At 68.4% G+C, this 20,789-nt stretch carries 21 protein-coding genes and 1 tRNA gene; 10 read left to right on the top strand and 12 right to left on the bottom strand.

Annotated elements, in window-relative coordinates; genetic code table 11:
• Positions 1-80: 80 nt before the first annotated feature.
• The 3 genes from OHA64_RS26265 to OHA64_RS26255 all read left to right on the top strand — a co-directional run bounded on the left by OHA64_RS26265 (position 81) and on the right by OHA64_RS26255 (position 1,887).
• Positions 81-572: a phage holin family protein gene (locus tag OHA64_RS26265; RefSeq protein ID WP_405617143.1), complete on the top strand. Its 492-nt coding sequence runs from the start codon at positions 81-83 to the stop codon at positions 570-572.
• Entirely contained in the window at positions 569-1,519 is a 951-nt protein-coding gene (locus tag OHA64_RS26260; protein WP_405617141.1) for an alpha/beta fold hydrolase, read from the top strand. The genes OHA64_RS26265 and OHA64_RS26260 overlap by 4 nt, the downstream gene beginning before the upstream one ends.
• Before the next feature lie 182 nt (positions 1,520-1,701).
• Positions 1,702-1,887, top strand: coding sequence for a hypothetical protein (locus tag OHA64_RS26255; protein WP_405617138.1), 186 nt, complete (start codon positions 1,702-1,704; stop codon positions 1,885-1,887).
• A gap of 53 nt (positions 1,888-1,940) precedes the next feature.
• On the opposite strand, the gene OHA64_RS26250 is transcribed toward OHA64_RS26255, so the two are convergent.
• From OHA64_RS26250 to nth, 3 genes are all read right to left on the bottom strand, one after another.
• Positions 1,941-3,140 (bottom strand): MarP family serine protease, encoded by a 1,200-nt coding sequence (locus tag OHA64_RS26250; protein WP_405617136.1) that lies wholly within the window; start codon positions 3,138-3,140, stop codon positions 1,941-1,943.
• Between the two features lie 75 nt (positions 3,141-3,215).
• Positions 3,216-3,911, bottom strand: coding sequence for an NUDIX hydrolase (locus tag OHA64_RS26245; protein ID WP_405617133.1), 696 nt, complete (start codon positions 3,909-3,911; stop codon positions 3,216-3,218).
• A gap of 88 nt (positions 3,912-3,999) precedes the next feature.
• Positions 4,000-4,983, bottom strand: a complete 984-nt coding sequence (nth, locus tag OHA64_RS26240) for an endonuclease III (RefSeq protein ID WP_405617131.1) — start codon at positions 4,981-4,983, stop codon at positions 4,000-4,002.
• 336 nt (positions 4,984-5,319) lie between these two features.
• On the opposite strand from nth, the gene OHA64_RS26235 reads away from it, so the two are divergent.
• Positions 5,320-5,994 (top strand): Crp/Fnr family transcriptional regulator, encoded by a 675-nt coding sequence (locus OHA64_RS26235; RefSeq protein WP_030043265.1) that lies wholly within the window; start codon positions 5,320-5,322, stop codon positions 5,992-5,994.
• A gap of 124 nt (positions 5,995-6,118) precedes the next feature.
• Here OHA64_RS26235 and OHA64_RS26230 read toward each other — a convergent pair whose 3' ends face one another.
• The 4 genes from OHA64_RS26230 to OHA64_RS26215 all read right to left on the bottom strand — a co-directional run bounded on the left by OHA64_RS26230 (position 6,119) and on the right by OHA64_RS26215 (position 8,932).
• A complete protein-coding gene (locus tag OHA64_RS26230; protein WP_405617128.1) occupies positions 6,119-6,949 on the bottom strand; it encodes an MBL fold metallo-hydrolase in 831 nt (276 codons plus the stop codon).
• Positions 6,946-7,827 (bottom strand): NUDIX hydrolase, encoded by an 882-nt coding sequence (locus tag OHA64_RS26225; RefSeq protein WP_405617126.1) that lies wholly within the window; start codon positions 7,825-7,827, stop codon positions 6,946-6,948. The genes OHA64_RS26230 and OHA64_RS26225 overlap by 4 nt, the downstream gene beginning before the upstream one ends.
• A 482-nt stretch (positions 7,828-8,309) precedes the next feature.
• On the bottom strand, positions 8,310-8,777 hold the full coding sequence (locus tag OHA64_RS26220) for a RidA family protein (protein WP_405617123.1): 468 nt from the start codon (positions 8,775-8,777) through the stop codon (positions 8,310-8,312).
• Entirely contained in the window at positions 8,774-8,932 is a 159-nt protein-coding gene (locus OHA64_RS26215) for a DUF4177 domain-containing protein (protein WP_003967454.1), read from the bottom strand. The genes OHA64_RS26220 and OHA64_RS26215 overlap by 4 nt, the downstream gene beginning before the upstream one ends.
• A gap of 95 nt (positions 8,933-9,027) precedes the next feature.
• Here OHA64_RS26215 and OHA64_RS26210 point away from each other — a divergent pair, with 95 nt between their 5' ends.
• Positions 9,028-10,005 carry an ArsA family ATPase gene (locus tag OHA64_RS26210; protein WP_405617121.1) on the top strand — a complete coding sequence of 326 codons (978 nt, stop codon included), beginning with the start codon at positions 9,028-9,030 and terminating at the stop codon, positions 10,003-10,005.
• A 221-nt stretch (positions 10,006-10,226) separates the two neighbouring features.
• Entirely contained in the window at positions 10,227-11,600 is a 1,374-nt protein-coding gene (locus OHA64_RS26205) for an ArsA family ATPase (protein WP_405624123.1), read from the top strand.
• Between the two features lie 8 nt (positions 11,601-11,608).
• On the opposite strand, the gene wblA is transcribed toward OHA64_RS26205, so the two are convergent.
• The gene (gene wblA / locus OHA64_RS26200) at positions 11,609-11,947 is read right to left on the bottom strand and encodes a transcriptional regulator WblA (protein WP_405617119.1); all 339 of its coding nucleotides are present in this window, start codon (positions 11,945-11,947) and stop codon (positions 11,609-11,611) included.
• Positions 11,948-12,354: 407 nt separating this feature from the next.
• On the opposite strand from wblA, the gene OHA64_RS26195 reads away from it, so the two are divergent.
• Positions 12,355-14,640 carry a transglycosylase domain-containing protein gene (locus OHA64_RS26195; protein ID WP_405617117.1) on the top strand — a complete coding sequence of 762 codons (2,286 nt, stop codon included), beginning with the start codon at positions 12,355-12,357 and terminating at the stop codon, positions 14,638-14,640.
• 354 nt (positions 14,641-14,994) lie between these two features.
• On the opposite strand, the gene OHA64_RS26190 is transcribed toward OHA64_RS26195, so the two are convergent.
• Positions 14,995-15,459 carry a GatB/YqeY domain-containing protein gene (locus tag OHA64_RS26190; RefSeq protein WP_405617115.1) on the bottom strand — a complete coding sequence of 155 codons (465 nt, stop codon included), beginning with the start codon at positions 15,457-15,459 and terminating at the stop codon, positions 14,995-14,997.
• Positions 15,460-15,552: 93 nt separating this feature from the next.
• On the opposite strand from OHA64_RS26190, the gene OHA64_RS26185 reads away from it, so the two are divergent.
• Positions 15,553-16,479, top strand: a complete 927-nt coding sequence (locus tag OHA64_RS26185) for a metallophosphoesterase (protein WP_405617113.1) — start codon at positions 15,553-15,555, stop codon at positions 16,477-16,479.
• Between the two features lie 255 nt (positions 16,480-16,734).
• Positions 16,735-16,808, top strand: a tRNA-Pro gene (locus OHA64_RS26180).
• A 486-nt stretch (positions 16,809-17,294) separates the two neighbouring features.
• Here the strand turns inward: OHA64_RS26180 and OHA64_RS26175 are convergent.
• On the bottom strand, positions 17,295-18,008 hold the full coding sequence (locus OHA64_RS26175) for a hypothetical protein (RefSeq protein ID WP_405617111.1): 714 nt from the start codon (positions 18,006-18,008) through the stop codon (positions 17,295-17,297).
• Positions 18,009-18,236: 228 nt separating this feature from the next.
• Positions 18,237-18,584 (bottom strand): tyrosine-type recombinase/integrase, encoded by a 348-nt coding sequence (locus OHA64_RS26170; protein ID WP_405617109.1) that lies wholly within the window; start codon positions 18,582-18,584, stop codon positions 18,237-18,239.
• A gap of 276 nt (positions 18,585-18,860) precedes the next feature.
• On the opposite strand from OHA64_RS26170, the gene OHA64_RS26165 reads away from it, so the two are divergent.
• Positions 18,861-19,118 (top strand): hypothetical protein, encoded by a 258-nt coding sequence (locus tag OHA64_RS26165; RefSeq protein WP_405617107.1) that lies wholly within the window; start codon positions 18,861-18,863, stop codon positions 19,116-19,118.
• Between the two features lie 263 nt (positions 19,119-19,381).
• On the opposite strand, the gene OHA64_RS26160 is transcribed toward OHA64_RS26165, so the two are convergent.
• Entirely contained in the window at positions 19,382-20,488 is a 1,107-nt protein-coding gene (locus OHA64_RS26160; protein WP_405617105.1) for a pentapeptide repeat-containing protein, read from the bottom strand.
• Positions 20,489-20,789 lie beyond the last annotated feature (301 nt).

Genomic DNA, 20,789 nt, shown 5'->3' with positions numbered 1-20,789 from the left:
GGACCGTACACAGTCAGGCACACGCCGGGTGGAGGTCGGGCACCAGCCCGGCGGACGTCAGGCAGAAGAGGGAGACCGCGATGAGCGCACCCGACGGCAGCCCGGTCGGCGCCGAACGCAGCATCGGCCAACTGTTCGCCTCGGCGACGACCGAGATGTCCGCGCTGGTGCACGACGAGATCGCACTGGCGAAAGCGCAGCTCAAGCATGACGTCAAGCGCGGCGCGACCAGCGGCGGCGCCTTCACGGTGGCCGGCGCGGTGCTGGTGTTCTCGCTGCCCATGCTCAACTTCGCGCTGGCGTACGGCATCAGGACCTGGAGCGGCTGGAACCTCGCGGTCTGCTTCCTGCTGTCCTTCGCGGCCAACGTGCTGCTGGCCGGCCTCCTCGCGCTGATCGGCGTGGTCTTCGCGAAGAAGGCCAAGAAGAGCAAGGGGCCGCAGAAGGTCGCCGCGTCGATGAAGGAGACGGCGGGCGTCCTGCAGAACGCCAAGCCGCACCCGCGGCCGGCGCTGGAGGACGGGGTCCCGGACGCGAAGGCCATCGAGGCTGTGGCACGCTCGTCCTCATGACGGACCCCGCCGGCTCTTCGGCACAACCAGCCTCGGTCGTACGTGTCGACATCCCCGGCGGGCAAGAGGTGACCCACCGGGACGTCGCCGCCAACGGCGCGCGCTTCCACATCGCCGAGCTGGGTGACGGACCGCTGGTGCTGCTGCTGCACGGCTTCCCCCAGTTCTGGTGGACCTGGCGGCACCAGCTGACCGCGCTCGCCGACGCGGGCTACCGGGCCGTCGCCATGGACCTGCGCGGCGTCGGCGGCAGCGACCGGACCCCGCGCGGCTACGACCCGGCCAACCTCGCCCTCGACGTCACCGGCGTGATCCGCTCCCTCGGCGAGCCGGACGCCGCGCTGGTCGGCCATGACCTCGGCGGCTATCTGGCGTGGACGGCGGCCGCGATGCGCCCGAAACTCGTACGACGGCTCGCGGTCTCCTCGATGCCGCACCCGCGACGCTGGCGCTCGGCCATGCTCTCGGACGTCAAGCAGACGCGCGCCGGCTCCTACATCTGGGGGTTCCAGCGCCCCTGGGTCCCCGAGCGGCAGCTCACCGCGGACGACGGCGCGCTCGTCGCCCGTCTCATCCGGGACTGGTCGGGCCCTCGGCTGCCGGACGACGAGGCGGTGGAGACGTATCGCCGCGCGATCTGCATCCCCTCGACCGCGCACTGTTCGGTCGAGCCGTACCGCTGGATGGTGCGTTCCCTGGCCCGCCCGGACGGCATCCAGTTCAACCGGCGCATGAAGCGGCCGGTGCGGGTGCCGACGCTGCATCTGCACGGCTCCCTCGACCCCGTGATGCGTACGCGCAGCGCCGCCGGTTCCGGGGAGTACGTCGAAGCGCCGTACCGTTGGCGACTGTTCGACGGACTGGGCCACTTCCCGCACGAGGAGGATCCGGTCGCCTTCTCCACCGAGCTGGTCAACTGGCTGAAAGATCCCGAACCCGATCGGTGAAGCGCGGGTCCACCGAGCTGGTCAACTGGCTCAAGGATCCCGAACCCGATCGGTGACCCGGCCGCTGCGCCCGTGTCCGGAAATGAACACCTGTCCGACGAACGGCCAATTGCCTGGCGCATAGGCCAATTGGGGGCCCTGGGGGCGGTTATCGACCTTGGGGCGGGGGCAGACGTCGGGGTATGGGCTGGACGCACGACTACAGTGACGCAGCACGCAATCGACGCTCGGCCTCGGGCCTGAGCTCCCACCAGCGAGGCGGTGCCCCGGCAATGCCGGACGGCACGGATCTCCGAGTGGGCATTCCGCGCATCCTGCGCCGCCGGGCCCGCTGGGTCTCGGTACGCCTGCGTCATCCGCGGGGCTGACGCCCCGCTTTCTGACACTCCCTCTCCCCGGCCGGGTTCCTCGAAATCCGGCCTCAGAGTGCGCAGCTGTCGCTGTCCACCTGCTGATTCGCGGTGCGCCCCTTGACGATGTCCTGCTGGATCTCGTCGGCGGTGAGCGCGTAACCGGTCTCGGCGCTGTCGAGGGACTTCGCGAAGACCACGCCGTACACCTTGCCCTCGGGGGTGAGCAGCGGGCCGCCGGAGTTGCCCTGACGGACGGTCGCGAAGAGGGAATAGACATCGCGGCGGACGGTGCTGCGGTGGTAGATGTCCGGGCCGTTGGCCGTGATGCGCCCGCGCACGCGCGCGGCCCGAACGTCGTACCCCCCGTTCTCCGGGAAGCCCGCCACGATCGCGCCGTCCCCGCGGGCCGCGTCCTGCGAGGCGAACTTCAGCGCGGGCGCGCTCAGGTCCGGTACGTCGAGTACGGCGATGTCGCGCTCCCAGTCGTACAGGACGACCGTGGCGTCGTACTTCCTGCCCTCGCCGCCTATCTGGACGGTGGGCTCGTCGACGCCTCCGACCACGTGCGCGTTGGTCATGACACGGCGGTCGCCGAAGACGAAGCCGCTGCCCTCGAGGACCTTGCCGCAGCTCTGGGCGGTGCCCATGACCTTCACGATGGAGCGCTGGGCGCGGGTGGCGACCGGGCTGTTCGCGAGGGCCGGGTCGGGCGGATCGACGTCGGTGATCTGCTCGTCCGCGAACGGACTGAAGACCTGCGGGAAGCCGTTCTGCGCGAGGACCGTGGAGAAGTCCGCGAACCAGGTGTCGGCCTGGTCGGGCAACACCCGGGCGACCCCGAGGAGCACGTTGGAGCTGCGGACCTCCTTGCCGAGCGTCGGCAGGGTGGTGCCGGCGAGGGCGGAGCCGATCAGCCAGGCGACCAGCAGCATCGCGACCACGTTGACCAGGGCGCCGCCGGTGGCGTCCAGGGCGCGGGCCGGGGACCAGGTGATGTACCGGCGCAGTTTGTTGCCGAGGTGGGTGGTCAGGGCCTGGCCGACGGAGGCGCAGACGATGACGACGACGACCGCGACGACGGCGGCCGTGGTGCCGACCTCGGCGTTGTCGGTCAGCGCGTCCCAGATGACGGGGAGCAGGTAGACCGCGACGAGACCGCCGCCCAGAAAGCCGATCACCGACAGGATGCCGACGACGAAACCCTGGCGATAGCCGACGATCGCGAACCACACGGCGGCGACCAGCAACAGGATGTCCAGCACGTTCACCGGTTCGAGCCTCGCCTCATCACTTTGCACAGCACGGCAGACACCCTGACTTCGCACAACACGGCAGACACAGTGTCATGCACGCCAGTCGAGAGGGACCTGCTTGTCCCGGTCCCAGGGGAGCTCCCAGCCCGCGTAGTGGAGCAGGCGGTCGATGATCCCGGCCGTGAAACCCCATACCAGGGCCGATTCGACCAGAAATGCCGGACCTTTATGGCCTCGGGGGTGGACCGCGGTGGCGCGGTTTCCGGCATCCGTGAGATCCGCCACGGGGACGGTGAAGACGCGCGCGGTCTCGTTCGGGTCGACGACCCCGACCGGGCTGGGCTCGCGCCACCAGCCCAGCACGGGCGTGACGACGAAACCGCTGACCGGGATGTACAGCCGGGGCAGCACGCCGAAGATCTGGACCCCGGCAGGATCGAGCCCCGTCTCCTCCTCGGCCTCGCGCAGCGCCGCACGCAGTGGACCGTCACCCTTCGGGTCACCGTCCTCCGGATCCAGCGCACCACCCGGGAAGGACGGCTGTCCCGCGTGTGACCGCAGCGAGCTCGCCCGCTCCATGAGAAGCAGTTCGGGCCCGCGCTCACCCTCGCCGAACAGGATCAGGACGGCGGACTGCCGCCCCGCACCGTCCGCCGGCGGCAGGAAGCGGCTGAGCTGCAGCGGCTCGACGGTCTCCACGGCGTGCACCACCGGATCCAGCCAGCCCGGCAGGCCTTCCGTGCTGACCGTCACCGGACCGCCCCGCGTATGGCTCGCGCGCGTCATCGCCACCCCCCTCGTCCTGCTCGGTCCAACGCCCGACACTCCCGAGATCGTTCCTGGGAACGTGCACAAGGATGGATCCGGGACCGCGTCATCGGGCCCCCAGCGGCGGCGCGGGTTTCCCGCCGGCGTCCAGATATGCCTGCGGGGGCTTCAGGCGCTGGCCGGGGAAGCCGCCCTTCTCGTACTTGAGCAGTTTCCGGGCCTTCTCCGGGTCCGTCTCGCCCTCGCCGTACGCCGGGCAGAGCGGGGCGATGGGGCAGGCGCCGCAGGCGGGCTTGCGGGCGTGGCAGATACGGCGGCCGTGGAAGATCACGTGGTGGGACAGCATCGTCCACTCGCTCTTGGGGAAGAGCGCGCCGACGGCGGCCTCGATCTTGTCCGGGTCGGTCTCGGCGGTCCACCGCCAGCGCCGCACCAGCCGCTGGAAGTGCGTGTCCACGGTGACGCCGGGCCGCCCGAAGGCGTTGCCGAGCACCACGAAGGCGGTCTTGCGGCCTACTCCGGGCAGCTTGACCAGGTCGTCGAGCCGCCCGGGGACCTCTCCCCCGAAGTCCTCGACGAGCGCGTTGGACAGCCCTATGACCGACCTGGTCTTGGCCCGGAAGAAGCCGGTGGGCCTGAGGATCTCCTCGACCTCCTCCGGGTTGGCCGCGGCCAGGTCCTCCGGCGTGGGGTACTTGGCGAAGAGGGCGGGCGTCGTCTGATTGACCCTCAGGTCGGTGGTCTGGGCGGACAGGACCGTGGCGACGATCAGCTGGAAGGGGTTCTCGAAGTCCAGCTCCGGGTGGGCGTACGGATAGACCTCGGCGAGTTCGCGGTTGATCCGGCGGGCACGACGGACGAGGGCGGTGCGCGACTCGTCGCTCGGCGGCGCGGCGACGGTCTTCGCCGGAGCCGCCTTCTTCACCGAGGCGGCGGCTTTCCCGGGCGCGACGACCGCTTTCTTCAGCGAGGCGCCCTGCTTCAGCGGGGCAGCCTTCTTCGCCGGGGCGGCCCGTTTCGCCGGTACGGCCTTGTCGGCCTCGGCGGCCTTCTTCACCGGGGCAGCCTTCTTGGAAGTCGCCTTCTTCACCGGAGCCTTCTCTGTCGCTTTTGTGCTTTTCTTACCGCCGCCGGAGCCCTGTTCGCCCACAGCGGAATCTTGATGTGCCGCCACCCGTCCAGCCCCCTTGGCCTGTGCTCCCACCGGCGATTTGGACACCCGGCCAGCCTAGAGCCCGGCACTGACATCCGCCCCGGACCCAGAAGATCGGCCTCCAATTGGACCCCTGCCGCATACCCCGGCACACCTGTGCGGCATCCTTGTGACAGATCACACTGTTTGGACCGTCCGGCAAAATGGGGAACACGGTCCCCTGGTAGACAGGGGGAGCAAGATCCCCTGAGCAGGTCGACAAGGAGAGAACTCGTGGACGACGTTCTGCGGCGCAACCCGCTCTTCGCGGCGCTCGATGACGAGCAGTCCGCGGAACTGCGCGCCTCCATGAGTGAGGTGACCCTCGCGCGTGGCGACTCCCTGTTCCACGAGGGCGACCCGGGCGATCGGCTCTACGTCGTCACCGAGGGCAAGGTGAAGCTCCACCGCACCTCCCCCGACGGCCGCGAGAACATGCTGGCCGTCGTCGGCCCCGGTGAGCTCATCGGCGAGCTGTCCCTCTTCGACCCGGGCCCGCGCACGGCGACCGCCACCGCGCTGACCGAGGTCAAGCTGCTGGGCCTCGGCCACGGCGACCTCCAGCCCTGGCTGAACGTCCGCCCCGAGGTGGCCACCGCCCTCCTGCGCGCCGTCGCCCGCCGCCTGCGTCGCACCAACGACGCCATGTCCGACCTGGTCTTCTCGGACGTCCCCGGCCGTGTCGCCCGCGCGCTGCTCGACCTCTCCCGCCGCTTCGGCGTGCAGTCCGAGGAGGGCATCCACGTCGTCCACGACCTCACGCAGGAGGAGCTGGCCCAGCTGGTCGGCGCGTCCCGCGAGACCGTGAACAAGGCGCTGGCCGACTTCGCGGGCCGCGGGTGGCTCCGTCTGGAGGCACGAGCCGTGATCCTGCTGGACGTGGAACGGCTCGCCAAGCGCTCGCGCTGACGCCGGTCCTGACCGTACGTCGCTGAGGTCCCGTCTCCTGGTGAGGCGGGACCTCGTCGTTGTGCCCGCCAGAGAAGCCCCCCGCCGTAGCCTCACCCCCTACCCGCGCTACTCTCCCCTCTCCTCAGATGAGCCCGTGCTCCTCCAGGTACTCCAGCTGTGCCCGTACCGAGAGCTCGGCCGCCGGCCACAGGGACCGGTCCACGTCGGCGTACACGTGGGCGACCACCTCGGCGGGGGACCCGTAGCCGTCCTCCACGGCCGTCTCGACCTGGGCCAGGCGGTGGGCACGGTGGGCGAGATAGAACTCGACGGCACCCTGCGCGTCCTCCAGGACCGGCCCGTGGCCGGGAAGCACCGTGTGCACCCCGTCGTCGACCGTGAGGGACCTGAGCCGCCGCAGGGAGTCCAGGTAGTCCCCGAGACGACCGTCAGGGTGCGCCACCACGGTCGTACCGCGCCCCAGGACGGTGTCGCCGGTCAGAACAGCCAGGTCGGCCGGGAGATGGAAGCACAGGGAGTCCGCGGTGTGCCCGGGTGTCCCCACGACCCTCAGCTCCAGACCGCCGACCTCGACCACGTCCCCGGCGCCCAGCCCCTCCTCCCCCAGCCGCAGCGCCGGGTCCAGGGCCCGCACCTCGGTACCGGTCAGCTCGGCGAAGCGGGCGGCGCCCTCGGCGTGGTCCGGGTGGCCGTGGGTGAGGAGGGTGAGGGCGACCCGCTTGCCGGCCCTCTCGGCGGCGTCGACGACGTTGCGCAGGTGCCCTTCGTCCAGCGGCCCGGGGTCGACCACCACGGCCAGCTCGGAGCCGGGCTCGGACAGGACCCACGTGTTCGTCCCGTCGAGCGTCATCGCGGAGGCGTTGGGGGCGAGCACGTTCACGGCCCGCGGGGTGGCGGAGCCCGAGAGGACCCCGCCCCGTGGCTGGCCGGGAAGGGCTGCGGCGTCCGTCATGCGGGGGCTCCGCCGGTCGGCAGGTCGGTCCGGATGTGCTTGGTGAACTCGTCGTGCCCCGGCCAGGAGAGCACGATCTCGCCGTCCGCCAGGCGCGCTTGGGCCAGCACGGGCGTCAGGTCACGCCCGGGCGCCGCGACCAGCGCCTCGGCGGCCGTGGCGTACCGCGTCAGCTGGCGCAGGGTCGCGATGGTGGGCGGCAGCATCATCAGCTCGCCCTTGTCGTACGACTCCGCCGCCTCGGCGGGTCGGATCCACACCGTACGGTCCGCCTCCGTGGAGGCGTTCCGGGTGCGCTGGCCCGCGGGAAGCGCGGCCACGAAGAACCAGGTGTCGTAGCGGCGGGATTCGAACTCCGGGGTGATCCAGCGGGTCCAGGCACCCAGCAGGTCCGAGCGGAGGACCAGGCCGCGACGCTCCAGGAACTCCGCGAAGGAGAGGTCCCGGGCGACCAGGGCGGCACGGTCGGCCTCCCAGTCCGGGCCCGTGGTGTCGCCGACCACGGAGTCACGGTCCGGGCCGGCGAGCAGGACGCCCGCCTCCTCGTACGTCTCCCGTACGGCCGCGCAGACGATCGCCTGGGCCTCGGTCTCCGCCACGCCCAGCCTGTCCGCCCACCACGCGCGCGTGGGGCCCGCCCAGTGGACGTGGTGGTCGTCGTCGCGCGGGTCCACACCGCCGCCCGGGTACGCGTAGGCACCGCCCGCGAAGGCCATGGAGGCGCGTCTGCGCAGCATGTGGACGGCGGGCCCGGTCTCCGCGTCCTTCAGGAGCATCACCGTGGCCGCGCGCCTGGGGGTGACCGGGATGAGCGTGCCGTCCGCGAGAGCGCGGATACGGTCAGGCCAGTCCCGGGGGTACCACTGCCCGTTTGCCATGGCCGGAGGCTATCTCTTGGCGCGCGGATGTTCGAGAGCTGACCGGTGCGGTGCAGTGGGGCCGTGTTGCAAACACCGGCGCGGATCCAAGCCCCTGGAGGCCCCACCGTCAGGCGCCGCGACTGGGCAGGGCCCTCTGCTGCCCCTCGGGAACCGCAAGCCGGAAGCCCACCGCGGCACCGACGGACGTAGCCCGGCCCGGTGTCACAGCGGTGGCCGCGCCCGCGCACGGCGGGAAGGGGACGGGGCGGGGGTGTCCGCCCGCAGCGGTTGTCGCGTCAACACCGCCCCCTCACCAGGAAACCGATTCCGCGACGTTCCGAGGACGGACACCCCCGTCCCGGCCCCGACCCACCCCCGAACCGCAGGCGCTACAGCCACCCCCACCGAACCCGCACAGGCGCCACAGGCATCACCCGCCGGACCCCCGAACCCGCAGACAGCCGCAGGCACCGGCAGGGCCACCCCGCCGACGCCCCCACCTACGCCCCCGTCAACTCAACCTGAACCTCAACCTCCACCGGCGCGTCCAACGGCAGCACCGCCACCCCCACCGCACTCCGCGCGTGCACGCCCTTGTCGCCCAGCACCTCGCCCAGCAACTCGCTCGCGCCGTTCACCACACCCGGCTGCCCCGTGAAGTCCGACGCCGAAGCCACGAACCCGACGACCTTCACGACACGCGCGACACGGTCCAGGTCACCGGCCACGGACTTCACCGCAGCCAGCGCGTTCAGCGCACACGTACGCGCCAGCTCCTTGGCCTCCTCGGCCGTGACCTCCGCACCCACCTTGCCGGTGACGGGCAGCTTGCCGTCCACCATCGGCAGCTGGCCGGACGTGTAGACGTACACACCCGACTGCACGGCAGGCTGATAAGCGGCAAGCGGCGGTACGACGGCAGGAAGGCTCAGGCCCAGCTCGGCCAACCGCGCCTCGACCGCGCTCACGCCTTCTCCCGCTTCAGGTAGGCCACCAACTGCTCGGGGTTGTTCGGCCCGGGCACGACCTGGACAAGCTCCCAGCCGTCCTCGCCCCAGGTGTCCAGAATCTGCTTCGTGGCGTGGACGAGCAGCGGCACAGTTGCGTATTCCCACTTGGTCATGTGGCCGACTTTAGCCTCTGCCCACTCCCCATCCGCAGCCACGTTGTCCACAGCCTCCGGCGTAGCCCGCACGCGGACTGGTTAGGCTCGAATACGTGAGCAGGCTCCAGGTCGTCAGCGGCAAGGGCGGGACCGGAAAGACCACGGTCGCCGCAGCCCTAGCGCTGGCCCTCGCCACCGAGGGGAAGCGGACGCTTCTCGTCGAGGTCGAGGGTCGGCAGGGCATCGCGCAGCTCTTCGAGACGGAAGCGCTTCCTTATGAGGAACGCAAGATCGCCGTCGCTCGCGGGGGCGGGGAGGTGTATGCCCTGGCCATCGACCCCGAACTGGCCCTTCTGGACTACCTCCAGATGTTCTACAAACTGGGCGGCGCGGGCCGAGCCCTGAAGAAGCTCGGCGCGATCGACTTCGCCACCACCGTCGCACCCGGGCTGAGGGACGTACTCCTCACGGGCAAGGCCTGTGAGGCGGTGCGTCGCAAGGACAAGAGCGGCCGGTTCACCTACGACTACGTCGTGATGGACGCGCCCCCCACCGGTCGTATCACCCGCTTCCTCAACGTCAACGACGAGGTCGCGGGACTGGCCAAGATCGGCCCGATACACAATCAGGCGCAGGCCGTGATGCGGGTGCTGAAGTCGGCCGAGACGTCGGTGCACCTGGTGACCCTGCTGGAGGAGATGCCCGTCCAGGAGACGGCGGACGGGATCGCCGAGCTGCGGTCGGCGAGGCTGCCGGTGGGACGGATCATCGTGAACATGGTGCGGCCGGAGGTGTTGGACGCGGCCGACCTGGAACTCGTACGGAAGGCCCCGCGGACGGCCGTCGCGCGCTCGCTCTCGGCGGCGGGACTCGGCGGGGCGCGACGCGGCGGGAACGCCGAGCGGCTGATCGATCCGCTGGTGGCACAGGCCGATGAGTACGCCGAGCGGTACGAGCTGGAGCACGAGCAGCGGGCGGTGCTCGGCGAGCTTGGCCTGCCACTGCACGAACTGCCGCTGCTCGCCGAGGGGATGGACCTGGCGGGCCTGTACGAACTGGCCGCGGAACTGCGGGAACAGGGGATGTCATGAGCCCGAACCAGCCCCACCCCCAGGACGCACCGGACCTGGACGCACCAGACCTGGACGCACCCCACACCCAAGACGCAGCTCAGCCCCAAGACGCCCCGGACCCCCAGGACGCACCCCACACCCAGGACGCCCCGCAGCCCCCGGACCCCAAACACCCCCAGGACACCCAGCACCCCCAAGACCACCCCCGCCACCGCCTCTCCCCCGCCCGCGTCCTCGACATGGACCCCCTGCTCGACGACCCGAAGACCCGCATCGTGGTGTGCTGCGGCTCGGGCGGGGTCGGGAAGACCACCACCGCGGCGGCGCTCGGCCTCAGAGCGGCCGAGCGCGGCCGGAAGGTGGTGGTGCTCACCATCGACCCGGCACGCCGGCTCGCCCAGTCGATGGGCATCGACTCGCTCGACAACGTCCCCCGCCGTGTGAAGGGCGTCAACGACGCCGCGAACGGCGAACTGCACGCGATGATGCTGGACATGAAACGCACCTTCGACGAGATCGTCGAGGCGCACGCGGACCCGGAGCGGGCGACCGCGATCCTGAACAACCCCTTCTACCAGTCGCTTTCGGCGGGCTTCGCGGGCACGCAGGAGTACATGGCGATGGAGAAGCTGGGACAGCTGCGGTCCAGGGACGCCTGGGACCTGATCGTCGTCGACACGCCCCCGTCCCGCTCGGCGCTCGACTTCCTGGACGCGCCGAAGCGGCTGGGATCCTTCCTCGACGGCCGGCTGATCCGGCTGCTGACGGCCCCGGCGAAGCTGGGCGGTCGCGCCGGGATGAAGTTCCTGAACGTCGGGATGTCGATGATGACCGGCACTCTCGGCAAGCTGCTCGGCGGGCAGCTCCTCAAGGACGTCCAGACGTTCGTGGCCGCGATGGACACCACCTTCGGCGGCTTCCGCACGCGCGCGGACGCGACGTACAAGCTGCTCCAGGCACCTGGGACCGCGTTCCTGGTGGTCGCGGCCCCGGAGCGGGACGCACTGCGGGAGGCCGCGTACTTCGTGGAGCGGCTGGCCGCCGAGGAGATGCCGCTGGCGGGCCTGGTGCTCAACCGTGTCCACGGCAGCGGTGCCGTCCACCTGTCGGCCGAGCGGGCGCTCGCCGCCGCAGAAAATCTTGAAGAGCCCCGCATTGTGGATCAGGGGGACGGGAAAGCAATTCGTAACTCTCCCGACACGTACGGCAGTTCAGAACCTCCTGCTACCGAACCCCCTGCTTCCGACGAAGGCTCCCCCACAGCCACGGACCAGGACACCGCGGACCAGGACGCCACGGTTCAGGACGCCGCGCGGCACAAGCGGGCGCAGCAGACGCACCCGCGTCAGAAGCAGCATCACCAGAAGCAGGACCAGGAGCGATCCGTCGAACAACTCACCGCGGGCCTGCTGAGGCTGCATGCCGAGCGCATGCGGCTGCTCTCCCGCGAGCAGCGCACCCGTGACCGCTTCACCGCGCGCCACCCGGAGGTGGCGGTGGCAGAAGTGGCCGCACTGCCCGGCGACGTCCACGACCTCGCGGGGCTGCGGGACATCGGTGACCGGCTCGCGGCCAAGCGGCCGGAGCTGCCCGAGACCGGGGCAGGCGCCTGAGGCCCCCCTCAGCTCACCGCCGCGTAGCGCTCGTAGACCTCGTCGTCGTCGAGGGGCAGGATGCCCGCCCCACGCTCGTACTCCGTACGCGCGGTCTCCAGCAGATGCCGCCAGGAGGTCACGGTCGGTCGCCTGCGCAGCAGTGCGCGGCGCTCCCGCTCCGTCATCCCTCCCCACACGCCGAACTCGACGCGATTGTCGAGCGCGTCGGCCAGGCACTCCGTGCGCACCGGACAGCCGGTGCACACCGCCTTGGCCCTGTTCTGCGCCGCTCCCTGAACAAACAGTTCATCCGGATCGGTAGTGCGGCAGGCCGCCTGCGCACTCCAGTCGACTACCCAGCCCATACCGGCGCCGTCCTCTCCCGAATCGAGGCTCCCCCACGGCGGCAGCGGCATATTCACCGCCGCCAGTTGAGGACGTTACGGAAGGTGGGCACAGCGCAACACCCCCTTCGGGCCCAATCTTGAATGGCCCGAACGGACTATGGGTAAGCGGCAGATCACCCGGGGGAGTGAGCTGACGACATACGTGACTATCCCGGCGAACCGGGACAGTTATGTTGCGTCACAACGGACACCAGGTGACACACAAGGCGGATTCGGACACGCCCCAATAAAAAAGTTGGGGAATCGCCGGAACGATTCGGGGTCGCCGGACGTATTGATACGTAGCCCTACAGCTGTGACAGTTGAGAGCAGCTTAGGCCAACGCCTGTACGCGTGTCCGGCGAATGAGAACGTAGGCTGCCCTCATGCCAAAGAAGCGTTCGGGCGGTGGTCTGTCCTCCACGCAGCAGGCCGCCAAGTTCCTCGGTGTCAGTGTGCTCGCGGGAGCCGTGATGGCCGGCATCGCGCTGCCCGCGGCGGGCGCACTGGGGCTCGCGGCCAAGGGGTCGGTGGAGAGTTTCGACGAGCTCCCGGCCAACCTGAAGACACCGCCGCTGAGCCAGCGCACCACGATCCTCGACGCCGACGGCGGCCAGATCGCCACGGTCTACTCGCGCGACCGCACGGTGGTCGGACTCAAGGACGTCTCGCCGTACATGCAGAAGGCGATCGTCGCGATCGAGGACTCGCGCTTCTACCAGCACGGCGCGATCGACCTGAAGGGCGTACTTCGCGCGCTCAACAAGAACGCGCAGAGCGGCGGCGTCTCGGAGGGCGCCTCGACGCTCACCCAGCAGTACGTGAAGAACGTCTTCGTGGAGGAGGCCGGTGACGACCCGACGAAGGTCGCGCAGGCCACCCAGCAGACCATCGGCCGCAAGATCAAGGAGCTGAAGTACGCGATCCAGGTCGAGGAGGAGCTCGGCAAGAAGAAGATCCTCGAGAACTACCTGAACATCACGTTCTTCGGTCAGCAGGCCTACGGCGCCGAGGCCGCCGCCCAGCGTTACTTCTCCAAGCACGCCAAGGACCTGACCCTCTCCGAGTCGGCCCTGCTGGCCGGCATCGTGCAGTCGCCGAGCCGCTACGACCCGATCAACGACGAGGCCGAGGCCACCAAGCGGCGCAATACCGTGCTGCAGCGCATGGCGCAGGTCGGTGACGTCTCGCAGGCCGAGGCCGCCAAGGCGATGAAGGATCCGCTGGGCCTGAAGATCAGCCGGCCCAGGAACGGCTGCATCACGGCCGTCCAGGGCGCCAGCTTCTACTGCAAGTACGTCGAGAAGGTCTTCCTCAAGGACCCGGTCTTCGGCAAGACCAAGGAGGCGCGGGCGAAGCTCTGGAACCAGGGCGGCCTGACCATTCGGACGACGCTCGACCCGCAGGCGCAGAAATCGGTCCAGACGTCGCTCAAGGACCACGTCTACAAGAGCGACAAGGTCGCCGCGGCCTCCACGCTGGTCGAGCCCGGCACCGGCAAGATTCTCGCGATGGGCCAGTCGAAGCCGTACGGGTACGGCAAGGACGAGACGGAGTACAACTACTCGGTCAACGCGGCGATGGGCGGCTCCAACTTCGGCTTCCCGACGGGTTCGACGTTCAAGCCGTTCCTGGCCGCGGCGGCGTTGGAGGGGGGCAAGCCCCCGACGCAGGTCTACCCGGCGCCGTACGAGATGGACTATCCGGACACGGTCCAGACCTGCAGCGGCAAGCCGTGGGTCAACGACGGCAGGCCGAAGTACAAGCTGGAGAACGAGAGCGAGAGCGAGGTCGGGCCCTACGCCCTCAAGGAGGCCATGGCCAAGTCGGTCAACACCTACTTCGTGCAGATGCTCTCCGACATCGGCATGTGCCCGGTGGTGAAGATGACCAACGCGCTGGGAGTGGTCCAGGGCAACGGCACCAAGGTCCCCGAGGTCCCCTCGTCGATGACACTGGGCTCCACCGGCCTCTCCCCGCTGACGATGGCGAGCGCGTACGCGGCCTTCGCCAGCCGGGGCATGTACTGCACCCCGGTCGCGATCGAGTCGATCACCCAGACCGTCGCCGGCGACAAGAAGTCGCTGGAGGTGCCCAAGTCGACGTGCTCGCGGGCGATGAGCGAGAAGACCGCGGACACCGTCAACACCCTGCTGCGCGGCGTGGTCGACTCCGGTACGGGCAAGGCGGCCGGGCTGTCGGGCCGGGAGAGCGCCGGCAAGACGGGTACGACGGACAAGCGGATAAACGCCTGGTTCGCCGGCTACACGCCGAACATGTCGGGCGCCGTCTGGGTCGGCAGCGCCACTCAGAAGATCCAGATGACCAACATCACCATCGGCGGAGTTTTCCACTCCCAGGTCTACGGCGGTGACACCCCCGGCCCGATCTGGCGGGACGCCATGTCCGGAGCGCTGGAGGGCAAGAACGCGGAGACGTTCAACCTCGTCGACATACCGGACCCCAAGAAGGACGACGGCGACAAGGGTGACAAGGGTGACAAGGGCGATGGAAAGGGCAACGGGAGGGGCAACGGTGGCAACGGCGACGGCAACGGTCTCATCGGCGGCCTAGCCGACGGTGGTACGAACGGCGGCGCCGAGCCGGATCCCACCTTCAGCTTCCCGGACGGGTTCTTCCAGGGCAACGGCAACGGCGGAAGGCGCGGCTGACGGGCCTCGTACCCGATCGGGACTGCACCGTGGGCGAAAGCCCTCGGTGCAGTCCCGACTCGCCCCGGTGGTGACACTCGTGGACTCCTGGGGCGTCGCCGACTCCAGGAGTCCGACCGGGAGCACGCGCCCTCGAGAACACGCACGACGACGCCCGCCGCTTCTAGCTGACGCCCTCGTCGCCAGGGACGGCACGCTCTCCCGCCAGGACGTCGAAGACACCCTGGAGACAGCCACCGGCAACGGCCAGCTGTACGAATGGGTTTCCACGGACGACCGTACGCAGGCCGTCGTGCGGTTCGCACCCGTCTACGAGCGCTCGGCGTCCCTCTTCGGCCCGCGGCTCGGAGCCACTCAGCCGGCGAGGAGCTTCTTCACGACGGCGGCGACGCGGCCGCCCTCGGCCTGGCCGGCCACCTTCGGGTTCACGATCTTCATGACCGCGCCCATGGCCCGCGGACCCTCGGCGCCGGCCGCCTTCGCCTCCCCGACGGCCTGAGCGACGATCTCATGCAGCTCCTCGTCGGACAGCTGCTTGGGCAGGTACGCGGCGAGGACCTCGCCCTCCGCCTTCTCCCGCTCGGCGCTCTCCGGGCGATTGCCCTGCGCGAAGGCCTCCGCGGCCTCGCGGCGCTTCTTCGCCTCGCGGGTGATCACCTTCTGCACCTCGTCGTCGGAGAGCTCGCGCTTGGTCTTGCCCGCGACCTCCTCCTTGGTGATCGCGGCGAGCGTCAGCCGGAGCGTCGAGGAGCGGAGCTCGTCGCGCTCCTTGATGGCGGAGTTGAGGTCGTCCTGCAGCTTCGACTTGAGCGTGGTCATGGGTCTGATTGTCGCAGGTGTCGCGGCCCGTACGCCCGCTCATTTAAGGGGCTGTGGGCACGGGGCCCGGGCGGGGTCTGACACGATGGACGTATGCGCGCGCGATACGGAGTACCTCTGTCGATCGCGGCGGCTGGCGCCGCCGGTCTGGTGTACGCGGCGGGCTTTGAGGCCCGCTCCTTCCGCCTCCGACGAGTGACGGTCCCCGTCCTCCCCTCCGGAATGCGCCCCCTGCGCGTACTCCAGGTCTCCGACATCCACATGGTCGGCGGCCAGCACAAGAAGCAGCGCTGGCTGCGCTCGCTGGCGGGCCTGCGCCCCGACTTCGTGATCAATACCGGGGACAACCTCTCCGACCCGGAGGGCGTGCCGGAGGTCCTGGACGCCCTCGGTCCGCTGATGGAGTTCCCGGGCGCGTACGTCTTCGGCTCCAACGACTACTACGGCCCCAAACTCCGCAACCCCGCCCGGTACTTGTTCGAGAAGGCCCAGGGCCGCCACGGACTGAACGGCAACACTCCCGCCGTCAACGCCGTCCACAACCCGTGGGAGGACCTGCGCGACGGCTTCGACGCGGCGGGCTGGCAGAACCTGACCAACACCCGCGGCGCGCTGAAGATCGAGGGCGTGTCGATCGAGCTGACGGGCCTGGACGACCCGCACATCAAGCGAGACCGCTATGCGGAGGTGGCCGGCGGTCCGTCGGGCGCCGCCGACTTCTCGATGGGCGTCGTCCACGCCCCCTACCTACGGGTTCTGGACGCGTTCACGGCGGACGACTATCCGCTGATCCTGGCCGGCCACACCCACGGAGGCCAGCTGTGCCTCCCCTTCTACGGCGCGTTCGTCACCAACTGCGACCTGGACGTGGACCGGGTGAAGGGCCTGTCGAAGCACTCGGCGGAGGGCCGTACGGCGTACCTCCACGTATCGGCGGGCTGCGGCACGAACCGCTACACCCCGGTCCGCTTCGCCTGCCCGCCGGAGGTCACGCTGCTGACGCTGGTGGGGCGGGAGTAGTCGACTGTGCCGGGCGTAGTCGATCAGGCCGCGCGTAGTCGATCAGGCCGCGCGTAGTCGATCAGGCCGAGGTGCAGTCGGCCGGGCCTGGAGCCGTCGGCTGCTCCTGCCTCCGGCCGCCTCCACCTCGGCCACCCCCGCGCGAACCTCAGCCGACCCCGGTCGCCCCCAGCCACCACCGCACGAAAACCGGATTTCGTCTCCAGCCACCAGTGGGCTAAAGTAAACGACGTCGCCGCGACGAGCAGCGACAATCGGGGTGTAGCGCAGCTTGGCAGCGCGCTTCGTTCGGGACGAAGAGGTCGTGGGTTCAAATCCCGCCACCCCGACGCTGGTCAGAGGGCCTGGTGCAGACAATGCACCAGGCCCTCTGCCGTGCGTGGGGGCCAAACAGGGGGCCAAACGAATGCGATCAAACTGCGGTGCCTGAAGCCCAGCAAGGACCCACCCACCCTGGCGCCCGAGCGTCTAGCCGCTCGGGCACGAACAGGATGCCTCAGAACCAGCGTGCTAGCTGGGCAACGGCTGAGCGGCAAACGTTCCGTCGGAAAGCCGCGTCCCGGTCAGCATGAGCCGCTGCACGCGGCCCTCAACAACGTGAAGCACGACAGTGCCAAAGGGCTGCCCGCTTGCGAACCGATCAGGGCGACCGCCAGAGTTCTCGCTATAGAGCACGGTGTACTGGCGAGGTAGACACTGACGCTGAGCCGTGCCGCGAGAGAGCACCCTACGCACGATCCAGCCGAGTCCCATCAGAACGAGCCCCGCGGCGACGCCGCCAATCAGTTCGGGGAGAGCATCACGCAGAGTACTCATCACGCCACCGCCTCGGCGCGACGGATGTGCTTCGCTGCAAGACGCTTCAGCTTGCGCCGGACCCTCTCGCCCATCTTGGCGTCCAAACCTTGAGAAGCTGCAGCTTCTCCCCAGGAGCCGCCGAGTCCAGCCCAGGTCTGAACCAGCCGCCTTTCCTGCTCTGTCAGGCCGCCAAGCACAGACGCGAGCCGCTCATCACCGAACTCTGAGTTCAGCAGAACAACTTCAGGGCTTTCGTGGTCGGTAGCGTCGGTGCCTGTCCATTCGCTCAGGAGGACGAGCCGCCCGCCAAGCGCCCTACGCATCCACAACGGCACCAACCGGCGGTATTCAGAGTGCGCTAGCGTGCGAAGAAGAGGGAGACAGTTTTCATCTAGCCGAGCAGGGTCCAAGGCGTCGTCCATCAGAGCCATCTCCACTGCTGCTCGCCACTGTCCATTCAGAGGCAGGTCCAGCCACTCATTGATCAACTGATCTACGATGTCACGCTTGCCCGCAATAACAGCCTGGCGGGCTGTTGCCACCGCTCGGGTGGAGGGAGGCTGGCTGCGCACCGCATTTAGTGCCGCCTGATAACACTCACCGGTTTCTTTTTGACGGTGCTGCGCATCGCGCTTGCGGCGGTGGTTCTTCACCACGTCGTCGTCCTGGTTCCGGCATGACTGTCCCGTGATCCGCCACACCTGACAGGGCGAGCGCGGTTCAGCGATCACAGGATGCGGTGCACCTTCGGGCTATGGGCACTTCCAGTCACGGGCTAGAAGCTAAGCCGCGGCCGCTGCTCGGCCAGCACTCAGAGTACTGACTCGGTGACGCTGACCGCAACCGAGGATGCGGAGAGCCAGTCGCCGGCCGACCCCGAGCACTCGCACGACACGTTGATTTGCTGTGCGCCCGTGACGGGCGCACAGCAAACTCAATAATCGAGAAGGCAAAGCTGATCAGTTCGCCGCTCCGCCCACTTCCTCCTTGTCCTCTGCCTCCTCCTGGTCGGCGAAAATGTCATCCATGGCTTCGGCCCCCTGCGTGATCACGGGGCGGAGCTGCTTGCGGTAGACCGCTTCTGTGGTCGCTTGGCTGCTGTGACCGACCAAGAGCGCGATCCGCTCCAAGGGGATGCCGTGGTCGGAGAGCAGGGACACGAAGCTGTGCCGAAGCTCCCGCGGCGTCCACTCCGGCTTCAGTCCGGTCTTCTTCACGATGGCCTTGAAGTCGCGGCGGACGTTGGCAGCGTCAAGCGGCTCACCGCTCCGCGTCGTGAAGACACGGCCGGTCGGGCTCCACTCCATCCCTCTCGATGCCCGACCGCGGGCCCATGGATGGCGTGCGTTGTGGGCTCCCATCCCGTCCACCATCGACCCAGGCAGAGCCGAGCAGACGCGGCCCATGGCGTCCAGGTCGTTCGTACAGTGGCGCGCTCCACCTGGACGCCATGAACCACGCCCGCTCCACGGTGTGTGGGTCGACGGCGGACGGGATGGGAGCTGGGGTGAGTGGTGGGTTTGGGTCGGTGTGATCGCTGACACTCACGCCAGCCACAGAAGGACCCTCTTAGGATCACAGCCATGACAAGCCCCCTCGCCCCCGACGACCACATTGGCGATCGCGAGGCCTTCAGCGCCTTCCTGACGCGTCTTCGTGCAGACCACGCAGCTAACGGCCAGCAGTGGGAGAACGCAACGCTGGACAAGTTCCTGAAAGCCCTGGAAGCCTGGGTCGCTGCGTCTCCGGGGTGGTACCGGAACTTCGGGCACGACCTGCCACCCGAAGGTGACTGGACGCTCTTCGCCCGTGCCCTGACTGCCGCTCGGGTCTACGAATAGCCCTGGTGGGCAGCGTGCCCCTTGCGTGCCCGACCGAGCGGCGACCGGCGGGGAACAACGGGGAACGGCGGTGAGTCTCCCAGGAACGCGCAGGTCACCGTCTCTCCAGGTCAACAGCCATCCGCATACGCGATCTTCCAAACAGGTGCTCCAAGACCTGGGTAGTGACGCTTGACTCGGTCATTAAAACTCCAGCCCAAAGCCGCTCCGCCAACCTCACATGTCAGTGCACTCGTTGTCGCCAACCGACCCCCCTAGCCAGATCAGGGTTGAGCTTGTCGCCGAGACTCCAACCAGGCCAATCTTTCGGCCTCACATTCTTCAATCCGTGCCTCAACACGTGCATCCTGGCACATCTCGACTGGAAGCTTTGTCGACCGGAATATGCGAGCCATCAAGACTTGATCAGTACTCAAGAAATTGACGGCCTCCAAATTCGCTTCAGCCAAGTCGGAATTTTCCAGGAGGACTTCGCCCATATCAGCACCGGAGAAATCAACCCGCCGTAGAGTCGAGTGTTTGATTTGCGCTCCGTGTAGCCGGGCATTTCGCAGGTCGGAGCCGCTCAGGTCACAGACCGAAAGATCGGCCCAACAGAAATCGGCCCCATTGAAGCATGAGTCTTGAAGCTGCGCCCCAAAGAAGTTGACCATATAAAACTGCGCACCGTCCAGTCGGGCATCACGCATATCAACATGCTTTAGGGTGTGGCAGTACAATTCGACACCGCGCAGGTCCACCTTCGTAAGGTTCACGCGCTCCAAGCCCCCTTCATCTTCTAGCTCCTGGCGGTCAGGTCGCCTCCCAAGCACCTCCATCGCCGCCTGAAGATCACCCACGAGGCGTTCCCGGCGACCACCGCCGTCGCCTCCCCCCTCTCCTTCTGCACCATTTACGGCCGCATCCTCCTTCCGGGCATGCTCACGAATAAAGGCAGAAAGAACTTCAACCACCGTATTATGGTCGCGCTCAGAATCACGCATGATCCGCTCAAGTGCATAAATTCCCCCCAAGCGTTCAGTCAGCACACTAGAAGCCAGCAACTTGACTGCCGCGATGTAGCGCTCAGTAACTTGCCCCTCTCGCTCGATATCGGCGTCGCGCTCATCCTTTTTTCGGTTATGCCGCAGCGTAAGAGCTGCAATAACACCACCAAACACCGCCACCATGGAGGCCCGAAAGCCAGTGATTACCACACCGTCGGCTGGCTGGAGATTATCGTGCCTCAAATGTGCACCATCAAGCCACCAAGGGCCTCGCCACAAAAGCAGCGCGAACGCCGCAGCCCCTACTACTACCGCAACGTGCTTCCAATAACTCCCTGCCGCAGCCTTGCAGGCCCGCAGGACCATCCCCCACTTTTTCTTCATGCGACTGGTTATAGCAGGAGCAACCCGCGAATGGGCGCGCTTCACTCATCCAGCATTAGCTATCCACCAGAGAACCGCTGAGGGCCTGACCGAGCCCGCGATCGCGTCCGACGGCAGTGACGCCAGCGCTGACGGCAACGAGTACGGACGTAGGCAGATCGCCGTGAACCTGAGCAGGACTGCTCCCTGGGCGCCAACCCGGCATCGGCGCCATTGTCTGCTTCTAAAGCACCTGGTCAACAGAAGCGCCCTCCCGGGCCGTCCTAGGGCCGTGGAAGGGCGCTCAGTGTTGACCAACGTC

The organism is Streptomyces sp. NBC_00076, assembly GCF_045041235.1.
Taxonomy (GTDB): domain Bacteria; phylum Actinomycetota; class Actinomycetes; order Streptomycetales; family Streptomycetaceae; genus Streptomyces.
This window is presented reverse-complemented; position numbering and strand designations above follow the sequence as displayed.

Coding starts and splice junctions, on each gene's coding strand:
- OHA64_RS26265 (WP_405617143.1), top strand. CDS start 81: ATGAGCGCACCCGACGGCAGCCCGGTCGGCGCCGAACGCAGCATCGGC.
- OHA64_RS26260 (WP_405617141.1), top strand. CDS start 569: ATGACGGACCCCGCCGGCTCTTCGGCACAACCAGCCTCGGTCGTACGT.
- OHA64_RS26255 (WP_405617138.1), top strand. CDS start 1,702: ATGGGCTGGACGCACGACTACAGTGACGCAGCACGCAATCGACGCTCG.
- OHA64_RS26245 (WP_405617133.1), bottom strand. CDS start 3,911: ATGACGCGCGCGAGCCATACGCGGGGCGGTCCGGTGACGGTCAGCACG.
- OHA64_RS26230 (WP_405617128.1), bottom strand. CDS start 6,949: ATGACGGACGCCGCAGCCCTTCCCGGCCAGCCACGGGGCGGGGTCCTC.
- OHA64_RS26225 (WP_405617126.1), bottom strand. CDS start 7,827: ATGGCAAACGGGCAGTGGTACCCCCGGGACTGGCCTGACCGTATCCGC.
- OHA64_RS26215 (WP_003967454.1), bottom strand. CDS start 8,932: ATGACCAAGTGGGAATACGCAACTGTGCCGCTGCTCGTCCACGCCACG.
- OHA64_RS26205 (WP_405624123.1), top strand. CDS start 10,227: ATGGACCCCCTGCTCGACGACCCGAAGACCCGCATCGTGGTGTGCTGC.
- wblA (WP_405617119.1), bottom strand. CDS start 11,947: ATGGGCTGGGTAGTCGACTGGAGTGCGCAGGCGGCCTGCCGCACTACC.
- OHA64_RS26195 (WP_405617117.1), top strand. CDS start 12,355: ATGCCAAAGAAGCGTTCGGGCGGTGGTCTGTCCTCCACGCAGCAGGCC.
- OHA64_RS26190 (WP_405617115.1), bottom strand. CDS start 15,459: ATGACCACGCTCAAGTCGAAGCTGCAGGACGACCTCAACTCCGCCATC.
- OHA64_RS26185 (WP_405617113.1), top strand. CDS start 15,553: ATGCGCGCGCGATACGGAGTACCTCTGTCGATCGCGGCGGCTGGCGCC.
- OHA64_RS26170 (WP_405617109.1), bottom strand. CDS start 18,584: ATGGAGTGGAGCCCGACCGGCCGTGTCTTCACGACGCGGAGCGGTGAG.
- OHA64_RS26165 (WP_405617107.1), top strand. CDS start 18,861: ATGACAAGCCCCCTCGCCCCCGACGACCACATTGGCGATCGCGAGGCC.
- OHA64_RS26160 (WP_405617105.1), bottom strand. CDS start 20,488: ATGAAGAAAAAGTGGGGGATGGTCCTGCGGGCCTGCAAGGCTGCGGCA.